Here is an 18,950-nt window from a genome sequence, read left to right on the forward strand (position 1 = left end):
GCTGAGTGATGATGAAACCTTTACCCGGAAGTGGGAGCTTGAAAATCTGCTTCGCCGCCAAGAAGAAATAGCAGAAACCTAAACAGAATTTTGAAATTTTTGGAATAGTCTTATACGACTTCAAGTTCAATCTACTTAGTTGGATTTTTGCTACTTAGTTTCAATGATTCTGCTCATCCGCAATGATTAGGTGGAAAAACGTCATCTAATTTGTATCATTTACAGGTATGAGGGCAATTTCGACGGAATGAAGTGGCGTTTTTCCAACTAGATTTTCGATAGCGGGGGTTAGCGGGGAATTAGATGGCATTTTTCCACTTAGATAAGTTTTATCGTGACCTTCTATCGGGATAGCCCGTAGCGGTTATCCATAGTTTGCACTATCCAGACATGTACATGACTTCTCGGCAAAAAAGATGACTCCGTTATACCGGAATCATCTTTTTTGGGTTATTTACATTCTGTTTAGGGTCAAGCTTACTCCTCCAGTTGCGTTACAGGCTTACGCTTCTCATCCCCTGCTCCGGATAACGTGTTCCTGCCGCGCTGCCTTTGGGTGCTGCCTCATTAATACGCGCCAGCTCTCCTTCGCTTAGCCGGATCGCCAGTGCACCGGCGTTCTCTTCCAGGTACTTTGTCCGTTTGGTGCCGGGGATCGGCACGATGTCATCGCCCTGTGCGAGCAGCCAGGCCAATGCCAGCTGGGACGGCTGAACCTCCTGTTCAGCAGCAATTTCCTTGATCCGCTCTACAAGCTCAAGGTTCTTATTAAAGTTCTCGCCCTGAAAGCGCGGGGAATTGCGGCGGTAGTCATCCTCGGCCAAATCCTCAAACGTGCGAATCTGCCCGGTAAGAAAGCCTCTGCCGAGCGGGCTGTACGGCACAAAGCCAATGCCGAGCTCACGGCAGACCGGCAGGATCTCATCCTCCACATCCCGGCTCCAGAGTGAATATTCCGTCTGGAGCGCTGTAATCGGATGTACCTGGTGTGCACGCTGAATAGTAGCCGCTCCGGCTTCCGACAAGCCGAGAAAACGGACTTTACCCGCCTGAACCAGATCAGCCATGGCACCTACGGTTTCTTCTATTGGCGTATTTGGATCGACCCGGTGCTGGTAGTACAGGTCGATATGATCGACGCCCAGCCGGCGCAGGCTGGCATCACAGGCAGACTTCACATATTCCGGCCGGCCGTTGATGCCAAGCATCCTTCCGTCACTGCTGCGCACATTGCCGAACTTGGTGGCGATAATGACATCGTTGCGGCGGCCTTTGACCGCCTGTCCTACCAGCTCCTCATTTCGGCCGACGCCATACATATCTGCGGTATCCAAAAAATTAATGCCCAAATCAAACGCACGGTAAATCGTCCGCACCGACTCCTGATCATCCCGTCCGCTGTAGAAATCAGACATTCCCATGCAGCCGAGACCAAGCGCCGATACCTTCAGCCCTTCACGTCCCAGTGTTCTAGTATTCATTTACAACTCCGCCTCTCCTGAGCATTATTTGTACAAACGGCTTCTCAGATAATCACATTACTCCGCTCTGCGGTAAAAAGCAAAAAGGATGAGCGGCAGTACAGCCGCCCATCCTTTTGCTATTCATCTATTCATCTGCTCATCTATTCATCTGTTCATCCCGCATCTTTGCCTTACAAATCCCTGCCCTCATACCGGAAACACGCGAAATCCGCATAGCTGCCGGCGAACTGATTCATATCATGGGCAGCGATGCCGACGAAATTTCCGGTGAAGCCGCCGGAGAGGAAGCCGAGCTCCTGCGGCCCGTACAGGGCTGTCCACTCCTCCGTATCACTGCTGCGGTAGAAGAATTGCCCCGTGGCCCCATCGACGGATACAGCGAGCTGTACAGGCGACTGATCATCTAACGCAATAGCCTCAAGCTCATAGCTGAAGCTGTCCGCTTCGCATTTCATCAGCCGCAGCACCCTGCCCTGGCCCTGCTCATGCGAGACATACGCGTACAGGTAATTGTCCTCGTTCAGATACAGCAGCAGGCCTGCCATTTGCAGATAGCTCTGCGGCTGATATTCCAGCGCCGTTTCGGCGCGGAAGCTTATATCACTCTGGCGTACTGCCAGAATATGATGCTTGAACAGGCTCTGAACTGATTCACCGGCAGTAAGCCGGAGATAACCGGGACGCGCTGAAAATGAACACCAGCTGTCGTCCGCCAGAATCCGCAGGGTGTTCCATGTCTTCTTCAGCTGCGGGCCGTCGAAGCGGTCCTCGAAAACTGTACTGCGGCCAGTCCCGCTTACAGTCACCCCCTGTGGAGCAGGCAGCGTAAGCTGCGGCTCATTGCCGCCGGCGCTTAGCCGCAGCCAGCCTGCTTCATCCCAGTACACCTGCTGCAGCGCTGTCTCGCGGCCCAGTATGGCGTACTTGCCATCGACCGGACGAGTACAGAGATGAGCCATGTACCACTGTCCGCCCGGCGTCTCCACCAGGCTGCCGTGTCCGGCACACTGCAAGGGCAGATCCGGATTATTGCGCGAGGTGAGCATCGGGTTGAGCGGATCTACCTCATAGGGTCCGGCCAGCTCCCGGGAACGGGCAACTGTAACGGCATGATCTGTACCTGTTCCGCCCTCGGCGGTAATCAGGTAGTAATAGCCGTTCTGCTTGTAGATATGCGGCGCTTCCGTCTTCTTCAGCGGCGTACAGTCAAACAGCTTGGCCGGCTCGCCGATCAGCCGCTGCGCAGCAGCGTCATACTCCTGAATCACAATGCCGCTGGATTTGTTGCCCTCCAGAATGCGGTAATCCCACAGGGCATTGAGCAGCCATTTCCGGCCGTCGCTGTCATGGAACAGGGAAGGATCGAAGCCGCTGCTGTTCAGATAAACCGGCTCTGACCAAGGGCCTTCGATGGACGGCGCCGTCATCAGATAGTTGTGACAGTCCTTAAACGGGCGTTTGGTGCTTTTAACATCCGTATACAGCAGGTAAAACAGATTGTCATGATAGCTCAGCTGCGGCGCCCAAATGCTGCAGTTCTTGGGATTACCGCGCAGCTCGACCTGCGAGGTAAGAATATCGGTGCAGTGCTCCCAGTCCGCGAGATTACCCGATGTGTAAATCCGTACTCCAGGCAACCATTCAAACGACGAAACAGCAATATAATAAGTATCCCCGACACGCAAAATGCACGGGTCCGGATTAAATCCTGGTAGTATCGGATTACGGATGATTGCAGTCATAAGCCACTTAAACCACCTTTCAAAATTCCTTTGCAACTAGTCTCTTCCCTACAAATGCTCCGCCAAAAAAGCCTGCCAGGCCACGCGCATCTCCAGCGTCTCCATATGCCCGCCGGTTGCCGTGACGTTCCGCCAGTGCTCCGGCTTGCCGGCAGCCTCATAGGCTGCCGACAAGCCTTTGTCAAGCAGCTTTACGCCCTCAGCCGGACACATCCGGTCGCTGCGGCCGTTCAGGCTCATCCGCGCCCGCGGAACGATCCGCTGCTGGATCTCAAGCGTCGTGTAATGCTTGAGCAGCCCCGGAACATAGGAGTAGAAGCCGTGATGATCCAGGCCTCTTTTATCGATCAAAGTCTGTGCCTCCACCTGTCCGCAAATATCGACCGTTACCTTGACCCGCTCATCCAGCGCCGCCAGCCACCAGGCCATCAGCCCGCCCATCGACATGCCGATGGTGCCGATCCGCTCAGCGTCGATGTCTTCACGAGAGCACAGATAATCCAACACCCGGCGGCTGTCGTAGAGCATCATGCCCCACAGGACTTTTCCCGTCCAGAGCATTTCCTTCACCAGCTCGCTCTCGGCCTTGCCGCCGCGCTCGTTAAAGCCCCACATATCAATGCAGCAGACGGCATAGCCCATGTCTGTCAGCGTCTTGGCGAAGGAAGGCGACTGCAGATAAGAGCTGCAGTTAAGCAGCTCCTTGCGGCCATTCGTGTAATTCCCGCCGTGCGAATGGTTGAACAGCACCAAAGGGAACGGCCCGTCACCTTCCAGCGGCTTAACGAGCGTTGCCGGCACCTTCTCCAGCCCGTTCAAATCCAGCAGCAGTGATTCCATGCAGAAGCCGTCATGAATCTCCTGCTTCAGCAGCACTGCTTCAACCGGTCCCGGACCAAGCACCGGCAGATCGCCGAGCAGCGACTCCAAAGGAACTTTTTGATTACTCATCTTAAGCACCGTCCTATCCCTTAAGATTCAGATCAGCCCCGGTAAGCGTTACCCGCTCTTCCAGCTGCTCCGGCTTGCGCGTGTTCCGGGACTCGCAGCCGATAAGCTCAACCCGGTCCCCGTTCTCAATATAGAAGGCCGGTCCCTCATGATTCTCGACTGTCACCTGATGGAATTTCACGTTCCGCACATTGCCGAGGTAGAACCCGCGGTTATTCATATTCTCCATGCCGGTCATCATGTCCGGATGGCCCGGCACCGCATTCTCCGCCATGGAAATATCAACATTGCTGAACGTTACTTCGGATACATACTGCTCAGCCAGCCCGTACAGGAATCCGGCAGCGGCATGCACATTGCGTGCGGTAATGTTGGCAAAATGAACCCGGCGGAAGCACGGCGTCTCCTCCGTAATCGGGTACGGATTTTTGTCCCAGACATACTTCTCCTTGCCGCGCGGGCCGCAGAAGTAATAGAGATTCATCGTAAACGGACACAGCACATGGTCCATTACTATGTTGGAGATGCGGATATCTTCAACCGTTCCTCCCCGGCCGCGACGCGACTTCATGCGGATCCCGCGGTCCGTCTCCTTGAAGATACAATTGCTGATTACGACATTGCGGATGTCCCCGCTCATCTCGCTGCCGAGCACTACAGCGCCGTGGCCGTGGGCCATGGTGCAGTTCGTGATCGTAATATTTTCACATGGAATCCGCTCTGCCGTATCCTCGGTTCCCGCCTTGATCGCAATGCAGTCGTCCCCGACGTCAATGCTGCAGTTGCTGATCCGCACACCGTTGCACGATTCCGGATCGATGCCGTCCGTATTCGGGGAATCCTCCGGGTTCACAATAGAGACATTGTCCACAGTGATATTGCTGCATTCGATCGGATTCACTGTCCAGCTAGGCGAGTTGAGCAGCGTAACATCCTTGATCGTTACCCGGCTGCAGCGGTCAAAGCTGATCAGCTTCGGACGCGGATACGCCAGCTCCCCGCGGCGGTTACGGAACACATCCCACCACGGCCCGCCGTTGCCGTCAAGCGTTCCGCTGCCTGTGATGGAGATGTTGACCAGGTCGCTGCCGTAGATGCAGGAGGCATAGACCTGCTGCCGGACGCCCTCCCATCTGGATTCCACTACCGGGTAATCACTATGATCCGTACTGAAGGATAGCACGGCCCCCGGGCTTAGATGCAGCTCAATGTTGCTTTTCAAGATAATAGCTCCGCTCAGAAACCGCCCTGCCGGAACATACACCGTCCCGCCGCCTGCTTCACTTGCCGCCGCAATCGCCTCATGAATCGCTGAAGTTGCGAGAACTCCGCTGTCCCGCTGTGCGCCGTAATCGGTAATGTTATACATCTGCAGCATGTGAACCTCCTTGTCCAGACAGCCCGGAAACGCCGGAGCCCGCTCTTAACTGCTCATACTCCGCACAAGCCTGCAGGAATGCCCCCAGCCCCTTCTGGTCGTTCGTAATAATCGGCTCGCTGATATAATACGCATACGTTCCGTCACGTTTGTCCGCACCGCCGAGTCCGGCTACCTGGCAGTTTTTGTTCAGGTTGACCCGGCCTTCCTTCGTTACAAGCACAAATTCGGCAATCAGCCCGGCGTAAGCGCGGTCCAGCACCTCAGTCCAGCTCTCATCCAGAGCGCCTAACCGGATTCCCTTGCCGATTGCATACACGATCATGCTGGAAGCTGATGCTTCCAGATAGTTGCCCTTGCGCTCCCCAAGATTAACGACCTGATACCACACGCCTGCTTCGGCATCCTGAACCTTCTTTAACGCGCCGAGGGTATCCTGCAGAATGCGCACCAGTTCAGCATAGTCGGCATGATCTTCCGGCAGCATTTCCAGCACATCCACCAGAGCCATCAGATACCAGCCCATCGAGCGGCCCCAGAAATTTTCGGACAGGCCGGTTTCAGGATTGCACCACGGCTGAACCTTTTTTTCGTCCCAGGCATGGAACAGCAGTCCGGTTACCGGGTCTTTGGTATGCTTTTCGCACAGGATAAACTGCTTCGTCACATCACCCAAATCTGCCCCTTCCTCAAAAGCCAGCAAATACTGCAGATAGAACGGCGAACCCATATAGAGGCCGTCGAGCCAGATCTGATACGGATAGATTTGTTTATGCCAGAATGCGCCCTCAGAAGTCCGGGGATGGGTCTGCAGCTGATCGCGCAGGTTAGCGGCCGCCAGCTTGTATTTGTCAAGTCCGGTCTCTGCATACAGCGTAAACAGCAGCTTGCCGTTATTGATATGATCAATGTTGTATTCATCCTTGCGGTAGCCGCGGATACTGCCGTCCTCCTGAATGAAATAGTCCATATTTTCTGCGATATAGTTGAAATATTTGCGTTCACCCGTCTGCTTCCACAGCAGCTCATAGCCCTTTAGCACCACACCGTAATCGTATGACCATTTGCCGTTGTAACCCTTATCCTCATACAGTCTCGGCAGACGCTCCATCAGCGTATCCGCCGTCTTCACAGCCCATTTTTCTCCCACTTTGCAGCCTCCTCTTATTGTCAAAAAAGTCCTCTAACCTTCAACGAATCCAGTCTGTTTCCCCGCTAAAAACGGCCTCAAGCGCAAACCGCTCCAGCTCACTCTTACGCAGTTGCTTAGACCAGCCCGCCCGCTTGTCCGCGTGTGCCCCCGGTCCCTCAGAACCGGCCTCGCCGAAATGCACGGTATGCCATGCACTGGCCTTATCCCAGTCATTCCAGCCCTCACGGGAAATATGTGCACCCAGCCAGCAATCAATAAATGCAGTGCGCGCATAGTCACGCCACGGTCTTCCCAGGTACACAGTGCCTTCGGCCGCATCGCTGACCAGCCGGCATTTATGAAACACAAAGCCTGTCTGCTTATCTTCAGGAGTAGCGGCAGCCGTAATGTAGCCGTTAATCTCCTTGCCCAGATCCAGGCTGACAATTTCGCATTCATGAAAATAAGCCGTAGCCGAGCCGAAAATAAAATCGATATCCCCGGCGATCCGGCAATGCTCAAAATAATTGCGCCCGCTCCGGTTCACCTTTTCTTCCTTGGGTTTCGCCAGATACAGCGTATCCTGGGCCGCAAGAAAGGTGCAGTTCCTGAATGACACCTTGTCGGCATCGACATAGAGCGCTACCGCCTGGCCGACCTCATCGCTGCCGCCGGCTGTATTTTCAAAAATAATATTCTCCACCGTGATATTGTCACCGGTAATGTAAGTACTGCATGAAGCGAAGGTGCCCATCGGCGTTCCTTTAATGCCCGGCTTGCGCGCATAATCGTCGTAGACGAGCCTGACTTCGCCTTCGCCGATCAGCCGCAAATTTGACTTGTTGATGCGCAGCTTCTCATAATAAACCCCGGCTTCAATGTGCAGGACGGTCACGTCCCCGGTTCCTTCCGGTATGCTGTCCACCGCGGCCTGAACAGAGCTATAGTCGCCCCCGCCCGTCCTGCTGATCACCATATGCTTCATCCTTTATCACCTCAAATCCCGTAGATCCTGCACAACGAACCCACCCGGTGCGGGTGGGCTCGCCAAACTTGACGCAGGTCTTAAAGTCTTACTTCTGAGTCAGCTTGTACGCTGCTTCATACTCTTCCGTAATCTTGGTGCCGCCGGAATCCTTCCAGGTCTGAACCGCTTTTTTGAAATCAGCTTCAGTCGCCTGTCCCATAATGTACTTGAACGTGGCATCGGTAATGATTTTCTGCAGCTCTGTACCCTGCTCGTTGTTTGTTGCGGAATCAAGCGGCACAGTCGGATCAAACACGGCATATTGGTCATTCTCACGAATCAGTTCGTTGGCCAGCTGCTTCTCCGGATTGGCATCCTTCAGCGTATAAGAGATTTCGCTTGGTCTGCTGGAGGAGAAAGGCTGCACATCTGCCTGCCAGAGCTCGGTATTAAGGACTTTATAAGCGCCGTTTTCATCAAATTCATAGTGCGTGCCTTCAATACCGCCAGTCATCAGCATGAATGCCTCTTCATCGATCAGGTCATTGATGAACTGCAGCAGTCTTTTCAGCTCGGCTTCGGTTTTAACCTCGGATTTCGGGAATGCCATCAGACCGCCGACGCCGCTGCCTTCGGACCAGATGTGGTACTCGCCGTCACCGTTGGAGATTTTGTTCACCGGCACGAGTTCAAGGCCTTCCTGCAGATCCTGGGCCAGTGTTCTCAGACTGGATATGTCGACCATACCGGTGTAGATCCCGGTTTTACCCTGGGCAAACTGCTGCTGCTGGTCGGTTTTGGCTGTAACGGCAAAGTCCTGCGCCAAGTATCCGTTTTCATAAAGCTTTCTGGAGAAGTTCAAGGTATCCATATATTCCTGAGTATCAAATTCCGGCGTGAACTTGCCGCTCTCATCCACTTTCCAGCCGTTTGGTGTGCCGAAGTAGGAGCTCAGTGTTTTGAAGCTGCTGTAGCGCAGATCGTTACGGTCACCGAAGCCCGTTGTATCGTCAACACCGTTGCCGTCCGGATCATCCTCGGTAAAAGCTCTCGCTACCTCATACACTTCATCAAGTGTAGTCGGAACCGGCAGGCCCAGCTTATCCAGCCAGTCCTTGCGCATGATCAGGCCGGAGCGCGCCAGGTTCTTCTGGAACGGTACGCCGTACAGGACACCTTCGATGGAAGCCGCTGCACGGACTTCCGGAGCGATTTTGGCCAGATTGTCGTAATCATCAAGGTAAGGGCCCACATCCCAGAATAGCCCGGATTTCAGCGAGCTCCGCACCGAGGAGTTGGTCATCATCGTCAAGGTAACGATATCAGCCAGTTCACCGGAGGCCAGAGCCGTTGTGATCCGTTCCTCCTTGGAGGCATCAGGCACCCAGTTGAAGGTGATTTTGGTATTGGTGTATTCCTCAAGCAGCTTCTTGATTGTATCGGTCGGCGGTGATGCCGTGTGCAGGATGTTCAGCCAGGTTAATTCCAGCGGGGCATTTTCATCAGCTACGGCAGCGTTTTTCTCTGCTTCTTTATCTCCCCCGCACGCTGACAGTAATGTGGAAAGCACGGTAACGCAGGCAAGCATACTGACCCATCTTTTTTTCATAATTCTTCTCCTTTAAAAGTAGATTAATTGGCACTGCCTTAGTAAACGCCGTCTTCGCCCATCTTTTTGGCCAGCTTGTTGGAGGCCATTACGAGAATCAGACCGACTACGCCTTTGAACAAGCCTACCGTGGTACTGAAGCTGAGCTGGCCATTCTTCAAGCCCGCCGTATAGATGTAGGTGTCAAAAATTTCGGCCACTTCGCGGTTGAGCGAGTTGAGCAGCAGATACATATGTTCAAAGCCAAGATCCAGCGTGCTGCCGATTTTGAGGATCAGCAGAGTGATAATGACTGGACGGATGGCCGGCAGTGTCACATGCCAGGTTTTGCGCAGACGGGCAGCGCCGTCCATTTCCGCAGCTTCGTACAGCTGAGGATCTACTACAGTAATGGCGGCCAGATAGATGATCGTAGACCAGCCGAGCTCTTTCCAGATGATCTGGCCGATATAGATCGTGCGCAGCCATTCCGGCGAGGTCAGGAAGCTGATTTTTTTGAAGCCCATGCTTGCGATCATTTCATTGATGACCCCGCCGTCCACAGTCAGGAATACATAGGTAATAGAGACAATGATAACCCATGACATGAAGTGGGGGATGTACACAATGGTCTGAATCCAGTTTTTGAGATGACGGTTCTTAAGTTCATTTAACATTAAAGCGACAATAATCGGCAACGGAAAGAAAATCACGATATTCAGCGCGAACAGGATCAGCGTGTTGCGCAGCAGCATCATAAAGGTTGGCTCCGTGAACAGCCGGATGAAATGCTTGAACCCTACCCATTCGCTGCCTGTGATTCCGAGGAACGGCTGATAGTTCTGAAACGCTATTACAAGTCCGCCCATCGGCAGGTACTTAAATATGACGAAGTACACCAGTCCGGGCAATATCATCAGATATAAGAGCTTGTATTTCTTTACTGCGGTCAGGAACGCGCTGCCTTTCCTCTTGTCCAGATTCAGATTTGATGGTGCGGTGATGCTTGAAACTTTCACTTGTCAGCCTCCTTTGGTCATTCGGGGATTACGCTCCCTAGACTAAAGAATTTCTGGCGTTACGTATATAATCATTATGTGATTGCGTGGTCAAAACCCTTATGGCTGCAGCATTTCTGCCCTTTTGACCTCCTGTGATGATTACAGGGTAAGATAATGATTATAGGCTGGCCAAGGCGCTTATTCCGGCGGTAGACCCAACACCTCATGCCCGGATTATATACGTAATTTGTCCCTCTTGTTACAGTTGAAAGGTAACCGAATACGAGGAGGATATGAAATGAACCACAGCTCACGAAGAAAAGAATCACTCGGCGGACAGATCTTCACGGTCGTAAATGCCGGTATCCTGATTCTGATCGCACTAGCCTGTCTGTTACCTTTTGTAAACATTATCGCCAGCTCATTCGCGACCACCCAGGAAGTGATTGCCAAGAAATTCATCCTGTTCCCGACCACCTTTTCACTGGATGCATACCGCTACATTCTGTCCACACCGACGATCTTCAAAGGTCTGGCCGTATCCGTAGGTGTCACTATTGTAGGTACCATTGTAAGTATGATTCTGACGGCGCTGATGGCCTACGGCCTGTCCCGCAAATATCTGCCGCTCAGAAACACCATTAACTTCATCGTCGTATTCTCCATGCTGTTCAGCGGGGGCATGATCCCAACCTTTCTGGTTGTAAAATCGGTCGGCCTCATCAACTCCTACTGGTCCCTCGTCTTCCCAGTGGCGATCAATGCCTTCAATATGATCATTATGCGTAACTTCTTCCAGGCGCTGCCAGACAGCCTTGAGGAGTCAGCCAAGATTGACGGAAGCAACGACTTTGGGATTTTCCTGAAAATCATGCTGCCGCTGGCCCTCCCGTCCATCGCCACTATATCGTTGTTCTACGCTGTTGCTTACTGGAACACTTATATGAACGCCATTCTCTACATTAACGATTCGGTAAAATGGCCGATTCAGGTGCTGCTGCGCCAGATCGTTATCGTCTCCAGCGGCATGCAGGCTGAGGGCACCTCGGTCGATATTATCCCGCCGGCCCAGACGATCAAGATGGCGGTTATCGTAGTCGCTACCGTTCCGATGCTGATCGCTTATCCGTTCGTGCAGAAGCATTTTACCAAAGGTGCCTTGATGGGCGCTGTGAAGGGTTAATTGTATAGTAGTAAAAAGAAACGGTACCGCCTTTACTAAAGGGCGATACCGTTTTTTTGTACCTGAGCAGCTAAAAATGTTCTGATGATTATTGCTGTGACCTTAGGATCATGCCCTTATCCTATGCGCCCTGCTGCAGCTTGCGGTAAGTGCCCGGTGTAACCTGCTCCTTCTTGCGGAAGGAACGGATAAAGTTCTGCGGATTATGGTACTGCAGCCGCTCAGCAATCTCGCGGATCGTCATGTCTGTCTCCGACAGCCATTTCTTGGCCATCTCCAGCCGGTAATTCATCAGATACTCGCTGAATGAGGTGCCGTATTCCTTCTTAAAGATGCTGCTGAGATAATTCGGATTGTAGTGGAGCCGCTCGCCGATGCCCTCCAGCGTCAGCTCCTGGTCGAACTCGGAATGGACAATAGCGGTAATCTTGTCGGACAGGCAGCGGAACTGCTTGCTCGTCTTCTCTTTCATAGCCATGGTCATCGGGTAGATGACCTCCTGCACCAGCAGGTGTTCAATCTCTTCGGGATTGCGGATGTCCAGCACCCGGTGATATAACTTGTTGTTATCCTGGGTCAGCAGAACCTGAATGCCGAGATGCTGCTCGAGCTGAATCAGATTGTTCACCAGTCTTACCAGCATGACCTCAAAATTCAGTGTGCTCTTGTTCTTGCCGATCAGCTGGGCCAGGAACGGGTAGAGCGCTTCTGTTACCTGCTCCCTGTCCCCCAGCCGGATGCCGTTGAACAGCTGCAACTCCAGCTCAGCCGGATAATGGAGCAGCACCGGACCGGAGACAACCTTGTATATATCCTCATAAAAGATAATCGATTCCTTGCCGAGATTCAGCCGCTGGTGCAGCGCCTGCTTGCCCATCTCGCAGGCTTCCTTGCTCTCCAGCAGATCACTATAGGACATGCTGAATCCGATGCTGATCGGAACCTTCAAATAATTGCGCACTGCCCTCAGCAGCGCTGTTGCATATTCCAGCAGCTCCTTGTTCAGCTCCTGGTCGCCCAGCTCAGGCAAAGAAAGGATCGTCGCCTGGGTATCATCGTTCAGGATAATCGGCAGCATCCGCTGCGTCTTCGGAATAACCTCCTCTACCATCTTGTTGATGGCCAGCAGCAGCACATCCTTGTTCGAAGCCCCCTGATCACCGAGGCTGTCCAGCTGAATCAGCATCGTGATATATTTCCGGGTCCCATTAGGCGGATAGCCGAAGCGCTGCAGATTCTTCTCCAGCTCCTCGGCTGTGACGCGGCTGCGGAACAGGTTGAGGATGAGCTGGGTCTCCAGCTGCGGCATCTCCGCTTCAATCAGGCTGGCCAGCGATTCCTTCTCCAGAAGGATCGTATCAATGGACTGGATAATATATTCGAACTCGTTTTTGGTGTTCACCGGCGGGACGACAGCTAAACTGCGCTTGATCCGCTGTATGGGCTTTGTAAAATAAGTAGCGACAACATAAGCGACAACCAGAATCAGCAAAATACTCAGCAGCCCGAGGGCGTACAGGCCGAATTTGGTCATTTTGAGCGTACCGGCGATTTCTTCCTGATCCAGCTCTGTAAGGTAAATCCAGTTATTATAAGAGGACTTGGAATACAGCAGCTGGAGCGGCTGGTGTCCGCCCGTCTCCAGCTCAGTCTTGCCGTTCTCCTCACCTGCGGTAATGATACCGCTGAGTTCCTCAAGCTGACCGGGTGTAAGGCTTGTTTCTTTCTGCCCGGAATCGTACAGCAGCTCCCCGGATTTGTTCAGGATATAAACCTGCGTCTTCTCGTCTGTCTTAATGATGGAATCCAGCGTGTATTGGGAGATGTCGGATAAGGCAATCGCCTGCTTTTTGCTGGAGAACACAGGCAGTGTATTTACGAACCTTATGCCCTTATCCGTCTTGACCCAAAATAAACTCTGGTTCTGGTTGTCGATATACTGCTCTCGCAGCTGTTCCACATCTGCTTCGCTCAGGCTGGTCAGCCGCTCATTCATAATCTGCCAGTTCTGCTCCAGACTGATCAGCGAATATTCCGTCCCCTCCGCCGTCATGGAGGCAATATAGTTCAGCTGCGAATTGACACTGCGGTAAGCCTCAAAGTCTTTGATTGTAATCGGATTCGTGACCAGGTCCTGAAAAGAGCTCGTTGTACTGAACGTATTGAACGCATACTCGATGCTCTGGATCTTGTGCTCCAGGTTGTTCTTGATCTGCTCAACATAGCTCTGCTTGCTGCTTGAGAACTGCCCGACCACCGACCGGATCGTACTTATATAAATGTAGCTGCCGAAGCTGGCAACCAGTCCCACCCCGAGGATCAGAATAGGAATGAAAATCCCGTAGAACATTCTCCCTTTTTTCATTGCACTGCCCCTTTTATTTCTGCTCATTACTTTTAATTATAGCGCTTTCAAAAAGGGGTTGCCATGATTTTTTTAACGTGTGCAGCAGGTTTTTCCACTTTTCTGCCAAGCATGGCCGGTCATTGAGCACGTTAACAATTCAGATATTGAATTGGCGGCCGGGGCTGCGGAACTATATATAATCTTATTTAAATAATCGGGCTTGTTACTGCAAATTAATGCTTTATAGCAGACGGCTTCATCCTTCGTGCGGGCGTTCCTAGGTAAAATAGCTCTATTAGCAGCTGAATCGAAATTTAATTGTTAACGTGTTCATAATTGATTAATGATTATATATTTTATCCATAGTATCCAGTTTATCCAGTATATGAATTGAGAGGCGGAAGTTATAAAAGGCCCTCCGCACTTTCCTCCCAACCAACAGATAACTGCATTTCGTACAACTAAAACGCCGCCTAATCTGGTTTTTGGACAAATCGGGCTCTTTTAGCTGTATAGAATGCAGTTATATGGTTCAAATGCAAGATTTCGCCGGGTTATATTCTATATCCCTGATAAATCAGCAGCCCCTCCTTCCGCATTCGTTAAGCCGTATACTCCGCCGCGGCTTCATCCCGCGAAGGAGCCTCACCCGCCATCTGCTTGAGCAGCTTCTTCATCATGACTGAGCCTTTGACCTTCGTGTTCAGGCAAGGTGACACTTCAATGGTATAGCTGCCCCGTTGTACAGCTGCTCTAAGCTCCGCAACGGTTGAGCAGTCCTGCTCCAGCCGGTTCACGACACTGCCGTACTGCAGGCACTGATGGCTGTCACTGCCGGCAATCACCGGGATACCAAGACGCGCCGCAAACGGTTCGATCAGCGAACGGTAAGGCTGCTCGCCCTGCATGTAAATATCCTTGGCATTGAAGTCAAAAGCGTCCAGCCGGGCCAGCAGCGACGGGTCCAGATGATGCAGCGGTGTTGAGGTGCGGAACGGGTGGGCGCCGATTTTCCATAAGCCGCGGGCGTCGGCCAGATCCAGCAGCTGGCGGAACGGGATAAAGCTGTCTTCATGCGTATTGCCCTCAAGGGCGCAGCGTGCTTCCAGGATGTCCTCTTTCAGCCCGATCAGCAGGATGTGGCCGGTTTCGGCAATATCGACCTCCATCCCCGGAAAAATCCGCAGGCCGTCAGCCTCGTAATAATGTCCGTTGTACGGGTACATCCGGTCCAGCGTCTCATACATTCCGAAGAAATTGGAGGTGTTGAAGTGCTCCGTAAGCGCCAGCGCCTGCAGGCCGTTCGCCAGCGCCTCCCTGACCATTTCGCGGAAATATTCTTCCGAGAAGGCGGATTTCTTCGACAGCTTACCGTGGGTATGCAGATCTATTTTCATATAGGGATGATCCTCCTTAGTTTTCTGGGTTAATAGGGCAGATTAATAGAGCAGATTAATAGAGCAGATTAGGAAAAGCGGCTCCCAGCGGGAACAGCAGGCTGATATATGCAGCGGAGAAGGCAGCAAACAGCCAGTCCCGGCGCTGCATGGCCAGATAGGACAGACGCAGCTTTTTGACCTTCGGATTGTTTACTGCATAGGTGTAGCCCCTGGTCTCAAGGGCTTCAACCGTGGTGCGTGAACGCTTGGCTGTGTTCAGCATCAGCGGATAGAAGACCAGTACGAGAATCCGCAGGTAATACGCGGCGGTTCGCAGGTAGAGAAACCCGTGCTTCGCCGGCCGTTGCCCCCTGAGCCTGAACGAGAGCAAAATCTGGTGGAACTCCTCCAGCAGCGTCGGCAGAATGCGGTAACCATACGACAGGCTAAAGGCAAAAGCATCCGGAACACCGAGCGCGGATAGCCCGTCACTCAGGCGCTCAGGGTCAAGGCTGGAGAATACCGTAATGCTTGCCAGCGAAATCACCGACAGCTTGAGCGTCAGGGTCAGCATCGGCAGCAGCGATTCAGCGCCTCCGCCGAAGAACAGCGACAGCAGGAACATCCAGCCGATCTGGCTGACCAGACCGAGACAGAGGATAAAGACAATATACGGACTGACCTTGGACAATACCGTCGTAACCACCATAAAGACAAACATTCCGAGCAGGATCGTGCGGTTATAGATGAACCACGGCGTAATGGCAAAAAATAAGTACCAGATCAGCAGCATCCGCGGGTCAAGCCTGCCCAGAAACGTGCTGCTGCTGTTATACGCGGTGCTGAGCAGCTCCAGCTTGATGTGCTCAACGGAGATTTTGCCCAGCGCCCGTTTAACGGCTTCCACCATGTACAAGCTCCCCCTTTCTACATTCCGCCGCAGCGGTGAATGCCTCCAGGCTGCTGCAGATTTGCGGCAGGTTCAGCAACCGGCTCATTTCCATCAGCTGGGTTTCGGCTAGTCCGGCGCGCCGCAGCAGCTGCCCGTCTGAAAATATAGCCTTCTTATCGCCGTCGGCAAGAATCCGGCCTTCGCTCATCACGATGATCCGGGTAGCCCATTCGGCCACCAGAGCCATGTCATGCGTAGCGATGACAACCGTCTCGACATGGCCGCGCAGCGCCTCCAGCACCCGTGTCATCTCCTGCTTCGTTGAAATATCGAGATTGGCGGTCGGCTCATCCAGCAGCATGACTGCCGGACGGACGGCGGCGCCAATTGCCAGCGACACCCGGCGCTGCTGCCCGCCGCTGAGCAGCCGGGCATCCCGCTCGGCCAGCTCCTGCAGGCGGAAGGCCTGCAGCATCTCTTCAACTCTTTCGTCCAGATCTGCGAGCTTTCTCGCTTTCAGGTAATAAGCGATCTCTCCGCGTACCGAATCGTCGATGAACATATCCTCGGGGTTCTGGAACACATAAGACACGATGCCTGACAGCCGCTCCGGCGGCAATCCGTTCACGGTAATGTCTTTGACCTGTACAGTACCGCCGGTCGGGACAGTGATGCCGGCAATCAGCTTCATCAGCGAGGATTTGCCCGCTCCATTGTTGCCGATCAGCGCCACGCGCTCCCCGGCGTACAGCTCCAGGCTAATGCCGCCGATCACCGGCTGCAGCGTCTTGTGGATTGTCCGGTATGAGAGCTTGATCTGCTCCATCCGGACAATCGGTTCTGCCTTATGGGAGCCGACCCCGGCTGCAGTAGTACCCGCATGCGGTGTGGCACCCGAAGGAACTGCTGGATCAGCTTCGGCTGAAGCTGCAGCCAGAGTCTGGGCATTGGCAGCATTGACAGCATTAGCAGTATTAGCGGCATTCACATCAGCAGCCCGACTCCCAAACCAAGCCCGCCCCTCCTTACAGCTGAGCGGATAATCCCCGGCTGCCTGCCGGTCCGGCTGGAGCAGCCAGGCCGCCCGGGTCACATCGGGCGGGTAAATCCCTAAAGCGAGCAGCTCCTCCACCGAGGTGAGCGCTTCGCGGACCGGCTTCTGCCAGCGCAGCCGCCCGCCGTCCATGAGCACCACTGAGCGGCAGTACTCCGCAATGAACTCCGCGTGATGCTCAATCACAACTATCGTCTTGCCGTGGTGCTCATTCAGCCGGCGCAGGATTTCATAGATCTGCCGCGCATGCTGCGGATCGAGCTGGGCCACCGGCTCATCGATGACCAGGATGTCCGGGTCCATCGCAAGGGCCCCGGCCAGCGCCAGCAGATGCTTTTGCCCGCCGCTGAGCTGCCAGATGAATTCACGGCTCAAACCGCTCAGGCCCGTAAGCTCCAGAGCACGCCGTCCCCGCTCCCGGTAATCGGCCAGCCCGTAATTGAGCGGCGTGAAGCACACATCATCCAGCACCGTCGGCCGGACCAGCTGGTTCTCGAAATCCTGATACACATATCCGATATGCCGGGACAGCTCGCTGACCCGCTTGCCTTCCGCTGATTCTCCCAGCAGCTTAAGCTCACCTTCAAAGTCACCGGTGTAATAATGCGGAATCAGCCCGTTGAAGCATTTGCACAGTGTCGATTTGCCCGAGCCGTTGCTGCCGATGACCGCCACGAAATCCCCCTGCTGGAGGGTCAACGAAACCTCCTGCAGCACCGGCTGTTCCGCACCGGGATAGGTAAAGGATACATTGCTCAGTTCCAGCAGCGGCTTATCCATCCAGCTGCCCCGCTTCCTGCCGCCTGCGCGAAGCCTTCCGCAGGATTACCGCCAGCACTGCTGCTGCAACTACTGCTGCTGCAACTACTGCGGCTGCCAGCATGCTGATCCAGATCAGCAGCCCTTCATGCGACTCTGCCCCCGGCAGCTCGAATTCGCCGATGCTCCAGCCGGACTCCGACAGCAGCTCTGCCCCCATCGCAATCAGGGCCAGCAGAATGGCGCCGCCCAGCAGCTTCGGCGACAGCCACGATTTGCTCCCGGAAGCATACTGCATATTCCGTTCGCGCGGCTTCATGCCGAGCAGCGGTTCGATTTTACCGTACAAGCGGGGTACCAGATACATCGTCGGCAGCAAAGCGAACAGAATGCCCGAGAACAGTACATCATTCAGAAATCCGACACCTTCGATGATGACAATACTTTCAGCTAAGCCTTGAACCGCTTCAAGCTCCTCCACACCGACCCACACCTTGGCAATGTCGATGACCGAGCTGCAGAACTGGTGGATCGCCACCCCGCTGATCGCCGCGATGCCGACCTGCCTGCGGTTTTTGGGATCGGACACCATCCGGCCGGCGATGTACATTGCGAGCGAGAACGTAATGAATTTTTCCAGCTCACCCAGCCCGCCGAACTGCCCCAGCATCAGCTCACCGAAGATCACTTCGCCAACCGCCGCCCCCACCGCCGCATACAGCGGGTGAAACAGCATACAGAGCGTCAGCGGAATGAAGGCGAAATACTCGACCGACAGCTCAATCGGCCCCAGCTGGACACTTGGAATCAGCTCCGTGAACATGTTGGACAAACCGTAGAGCGACATGGACAGCACGAAGATCATCATTTTCTGGGATTGGGTCAGCGTGTAGCGCGTTTTTAACGTACTCATTTCGTAATGGCCCCCTTCAAGAATTTAACTTAAGTATAGAAAGAGCATGTCAGCACAGCTTTTCCCGTTTGTTAAGAGGGTGTAATCTTTTTTCCATGTTTTTTAACGCTGTAAAAATATTTACAACACACTGGCAGGCTATAGTGGAGGAGCATCATCATTCCAGGAGGTCAACTGCCT

General features: G+C 53.6%; 14 protein-coding genes. 1 reads left to right on the forward strand and 13 read right to left on the reverse strand.

What is annotated here, in order from left to right:
* Window positions 1–494: 494 nt before the first annotated feature.
* The 8 genes from M2108_RS11125 to M2108_RS11160 form a co-directional block, all read right to left on the reverse strand.
* Window positions 495–1,481, reverse strand: coding sequence for an aldo/keto reductase (locus tag M2108_RS11125; protein ID WP_277469409.1), 987 nt, complete (start codon window positions 1,479–1,481; stop codon window positions 495–497).
* Window positions 1,482–1,654: 173 nt separating this feature from the next.
* Window positions 1,655–3,226: a glycoside hydrolase family 43 protein gene (locus M2108_RS11130; RefSeq protein WP_277469410.1), complete on the reverse strand. Its 1,572-nt coding sequence runs from the start codon at window positions 3,224–3,226 to the stop codon at window positions 1,655–1,657.
* A gap of 48 nt (window positions 3,227–3,274) precedes the next feature.
* Complete coding sequence (locus M2108_RS11135) at window positions 3,275–4,177, reverse strand: dienelactone hydrolase family protein (RefSeq protein ID WP_277469411.1); 903 nt, start codon at window positions 4,175–4,177, stop codon at window positions 3,275–3,277.
* A gap of 13 nt (window positions 4,178–4,190) precedes the next feature.
* A complete protein-coding gene (locus tag M2108_RS11140) occupies window positions 4,191–5,552 on the reverse strand; it encodes a glycoside hydrolase family 28 protein (RefSeq protein WP_277469511.1) in 1,362 nt (453 codons plus the stop codon).
* Window positions 5,539–6,705: a glycoside hydrolase family 88/105 protein gene (locus M2108_RS11145; protein WP_277469412.1), complete on the reverse strand. Its 1,167-nt coding sequence runs from the start codon at window positions 6,703–6,705 to the stop codon at window positions 5,539–5,541. Before M2108_RS11145 ends, M2108_RS11140 begins: the two co-directional genes overlap by 14 nt.
* A 40-nt stretch (window positions 6,706–6,745) precedes the next feature.
* Entirely contained in the window at window positions 6,746–7,672 is a 927-nt protein-coding gene (locus M2108_RS11150) for a pectinesterase family protein (protein WP_277469413.1), read from the reverse strand.
* Window positions 7,673–7,760: 88 nt separating this feature from the next.
* Window positions 7,761–9,263, reverse strand: a complete 1,503-nt coding sequence (locus M2108_RS11155; protein ID WP_277469414.1) for an extracellular solute-binding protein — start codon at window positions 9,261–9,263, stop codon at window positions 7,761–7,763.
* Window positions 9,264–9,301: 38 nt separating this feature from the next.
* On the reverse strand, window positions 9,302–10,261 hold the full coding sequence (locus tag M2108_RS11160) for an ABC transporter permease (protein WP_277469415.1): 960 nt from the start codon (window positions 10,259–10,261) through the stop codon (window positions 9,302–9,304).
* 280 nt (window positions 10,262–10,541) lie between these two features.
* Here M2108_RS11160 and M2108_RS11165 point away from each other — a divergent pair, with 280 nt between their 5' ends.
* Window positions 10,542–11,426 carry a carbohydrate ABC transporter permease gene (locus M2108_RS11165; protein WP_090716449.1) on the forward strand — a complete coding sequence of 295 codons (885 nt, stop codon included), beginning with the start codon at window positions 10,542–10,544 and terminating at the stop codon, window positions 11,424–11,426.
* Window positions 11,427–11,547: 121 nt separating this feature from the next.
* Here M2108_RS11165 and M2108_RS11170 read toward each other — a convergent pair whose 3' ends face one another.
* From M2108_RS11170 to M2108_RS11190, 5 genes are all read right to left on the reverse strand, one after another.
* Window positions 11,548–13,791, reverse strand: a complete 2,244-nt coding sequence (locus tag M2108_RS11170) for an AraC family transcriptional regulator (protein WP_277469416.1) — start codon at window positions 13,789–13,791, stop codon at window positions 11,548–11,550.
* 584 nt (window positions 13,792–14,375) lie between these two features.
* Window positions 14,376–15,170, reverse strand: a complete 795-nt coding sequence (locus M2108_RS11175; RefSeq protein WP_277469417.1) for a PHP domain-containing protein — start codon at window positions 15,168–15,170, stop codon at window positions 14,376–14,378.
* Between the two features lie 55 nt (window positions 15,171–15,225).
* Window positions 15,226–16,062, reverse strand: coding sequence for an energy-coupling factor transporter transmembrane component T family protein (locus M2108_RS11180; RefSeq protein ID WP_277469418.1), 837 nt, complete (start codon window positions 16,060–16,062; stop codon window positions 15,226–15,228).
* Entirely contained in the window at window positions 16,046–17,878 is a 1,833-nt protein-coding gene (locus M2108_RS11185) for an ABC transporter ATP-binding protein (RefSeq protein ID WP_277469419.1), read from the reverse strand. The genes M2108_RS11180 and M2108_RS11185 overlap by 17 nt, the downstream gene beginning before the upstream one ends.
* Window positions 17,871–18,770 carry a DUF8171 family membrane protein gene (locus M2108_RS11190; RefSeq protein WP_277469420.1) on the reverse strand — a complete coding sequence of 300 codons (900 nt, stop codon included), beginning with the start codon at window positions 18,768–18,770 and terminating at the stop codon, window positions 17,871–17,873. Before M2108_RS11190 ends, M2108_RS11185 begins: the two co-directional genes overlap by 8 nt.
* Window positions 18,771–18,950 lie beyond the last annotated feature (180 nt).

Origin of the sequence: Paenibacillus sp. PastM-3, assembly GCF_029893965.1 — a bacterium.
Classification (GTDB): Bacteria; Bacillota; Bacilli; order Paenibacillales; family Paenibacillaceae; genus Paenibacillus_AQ.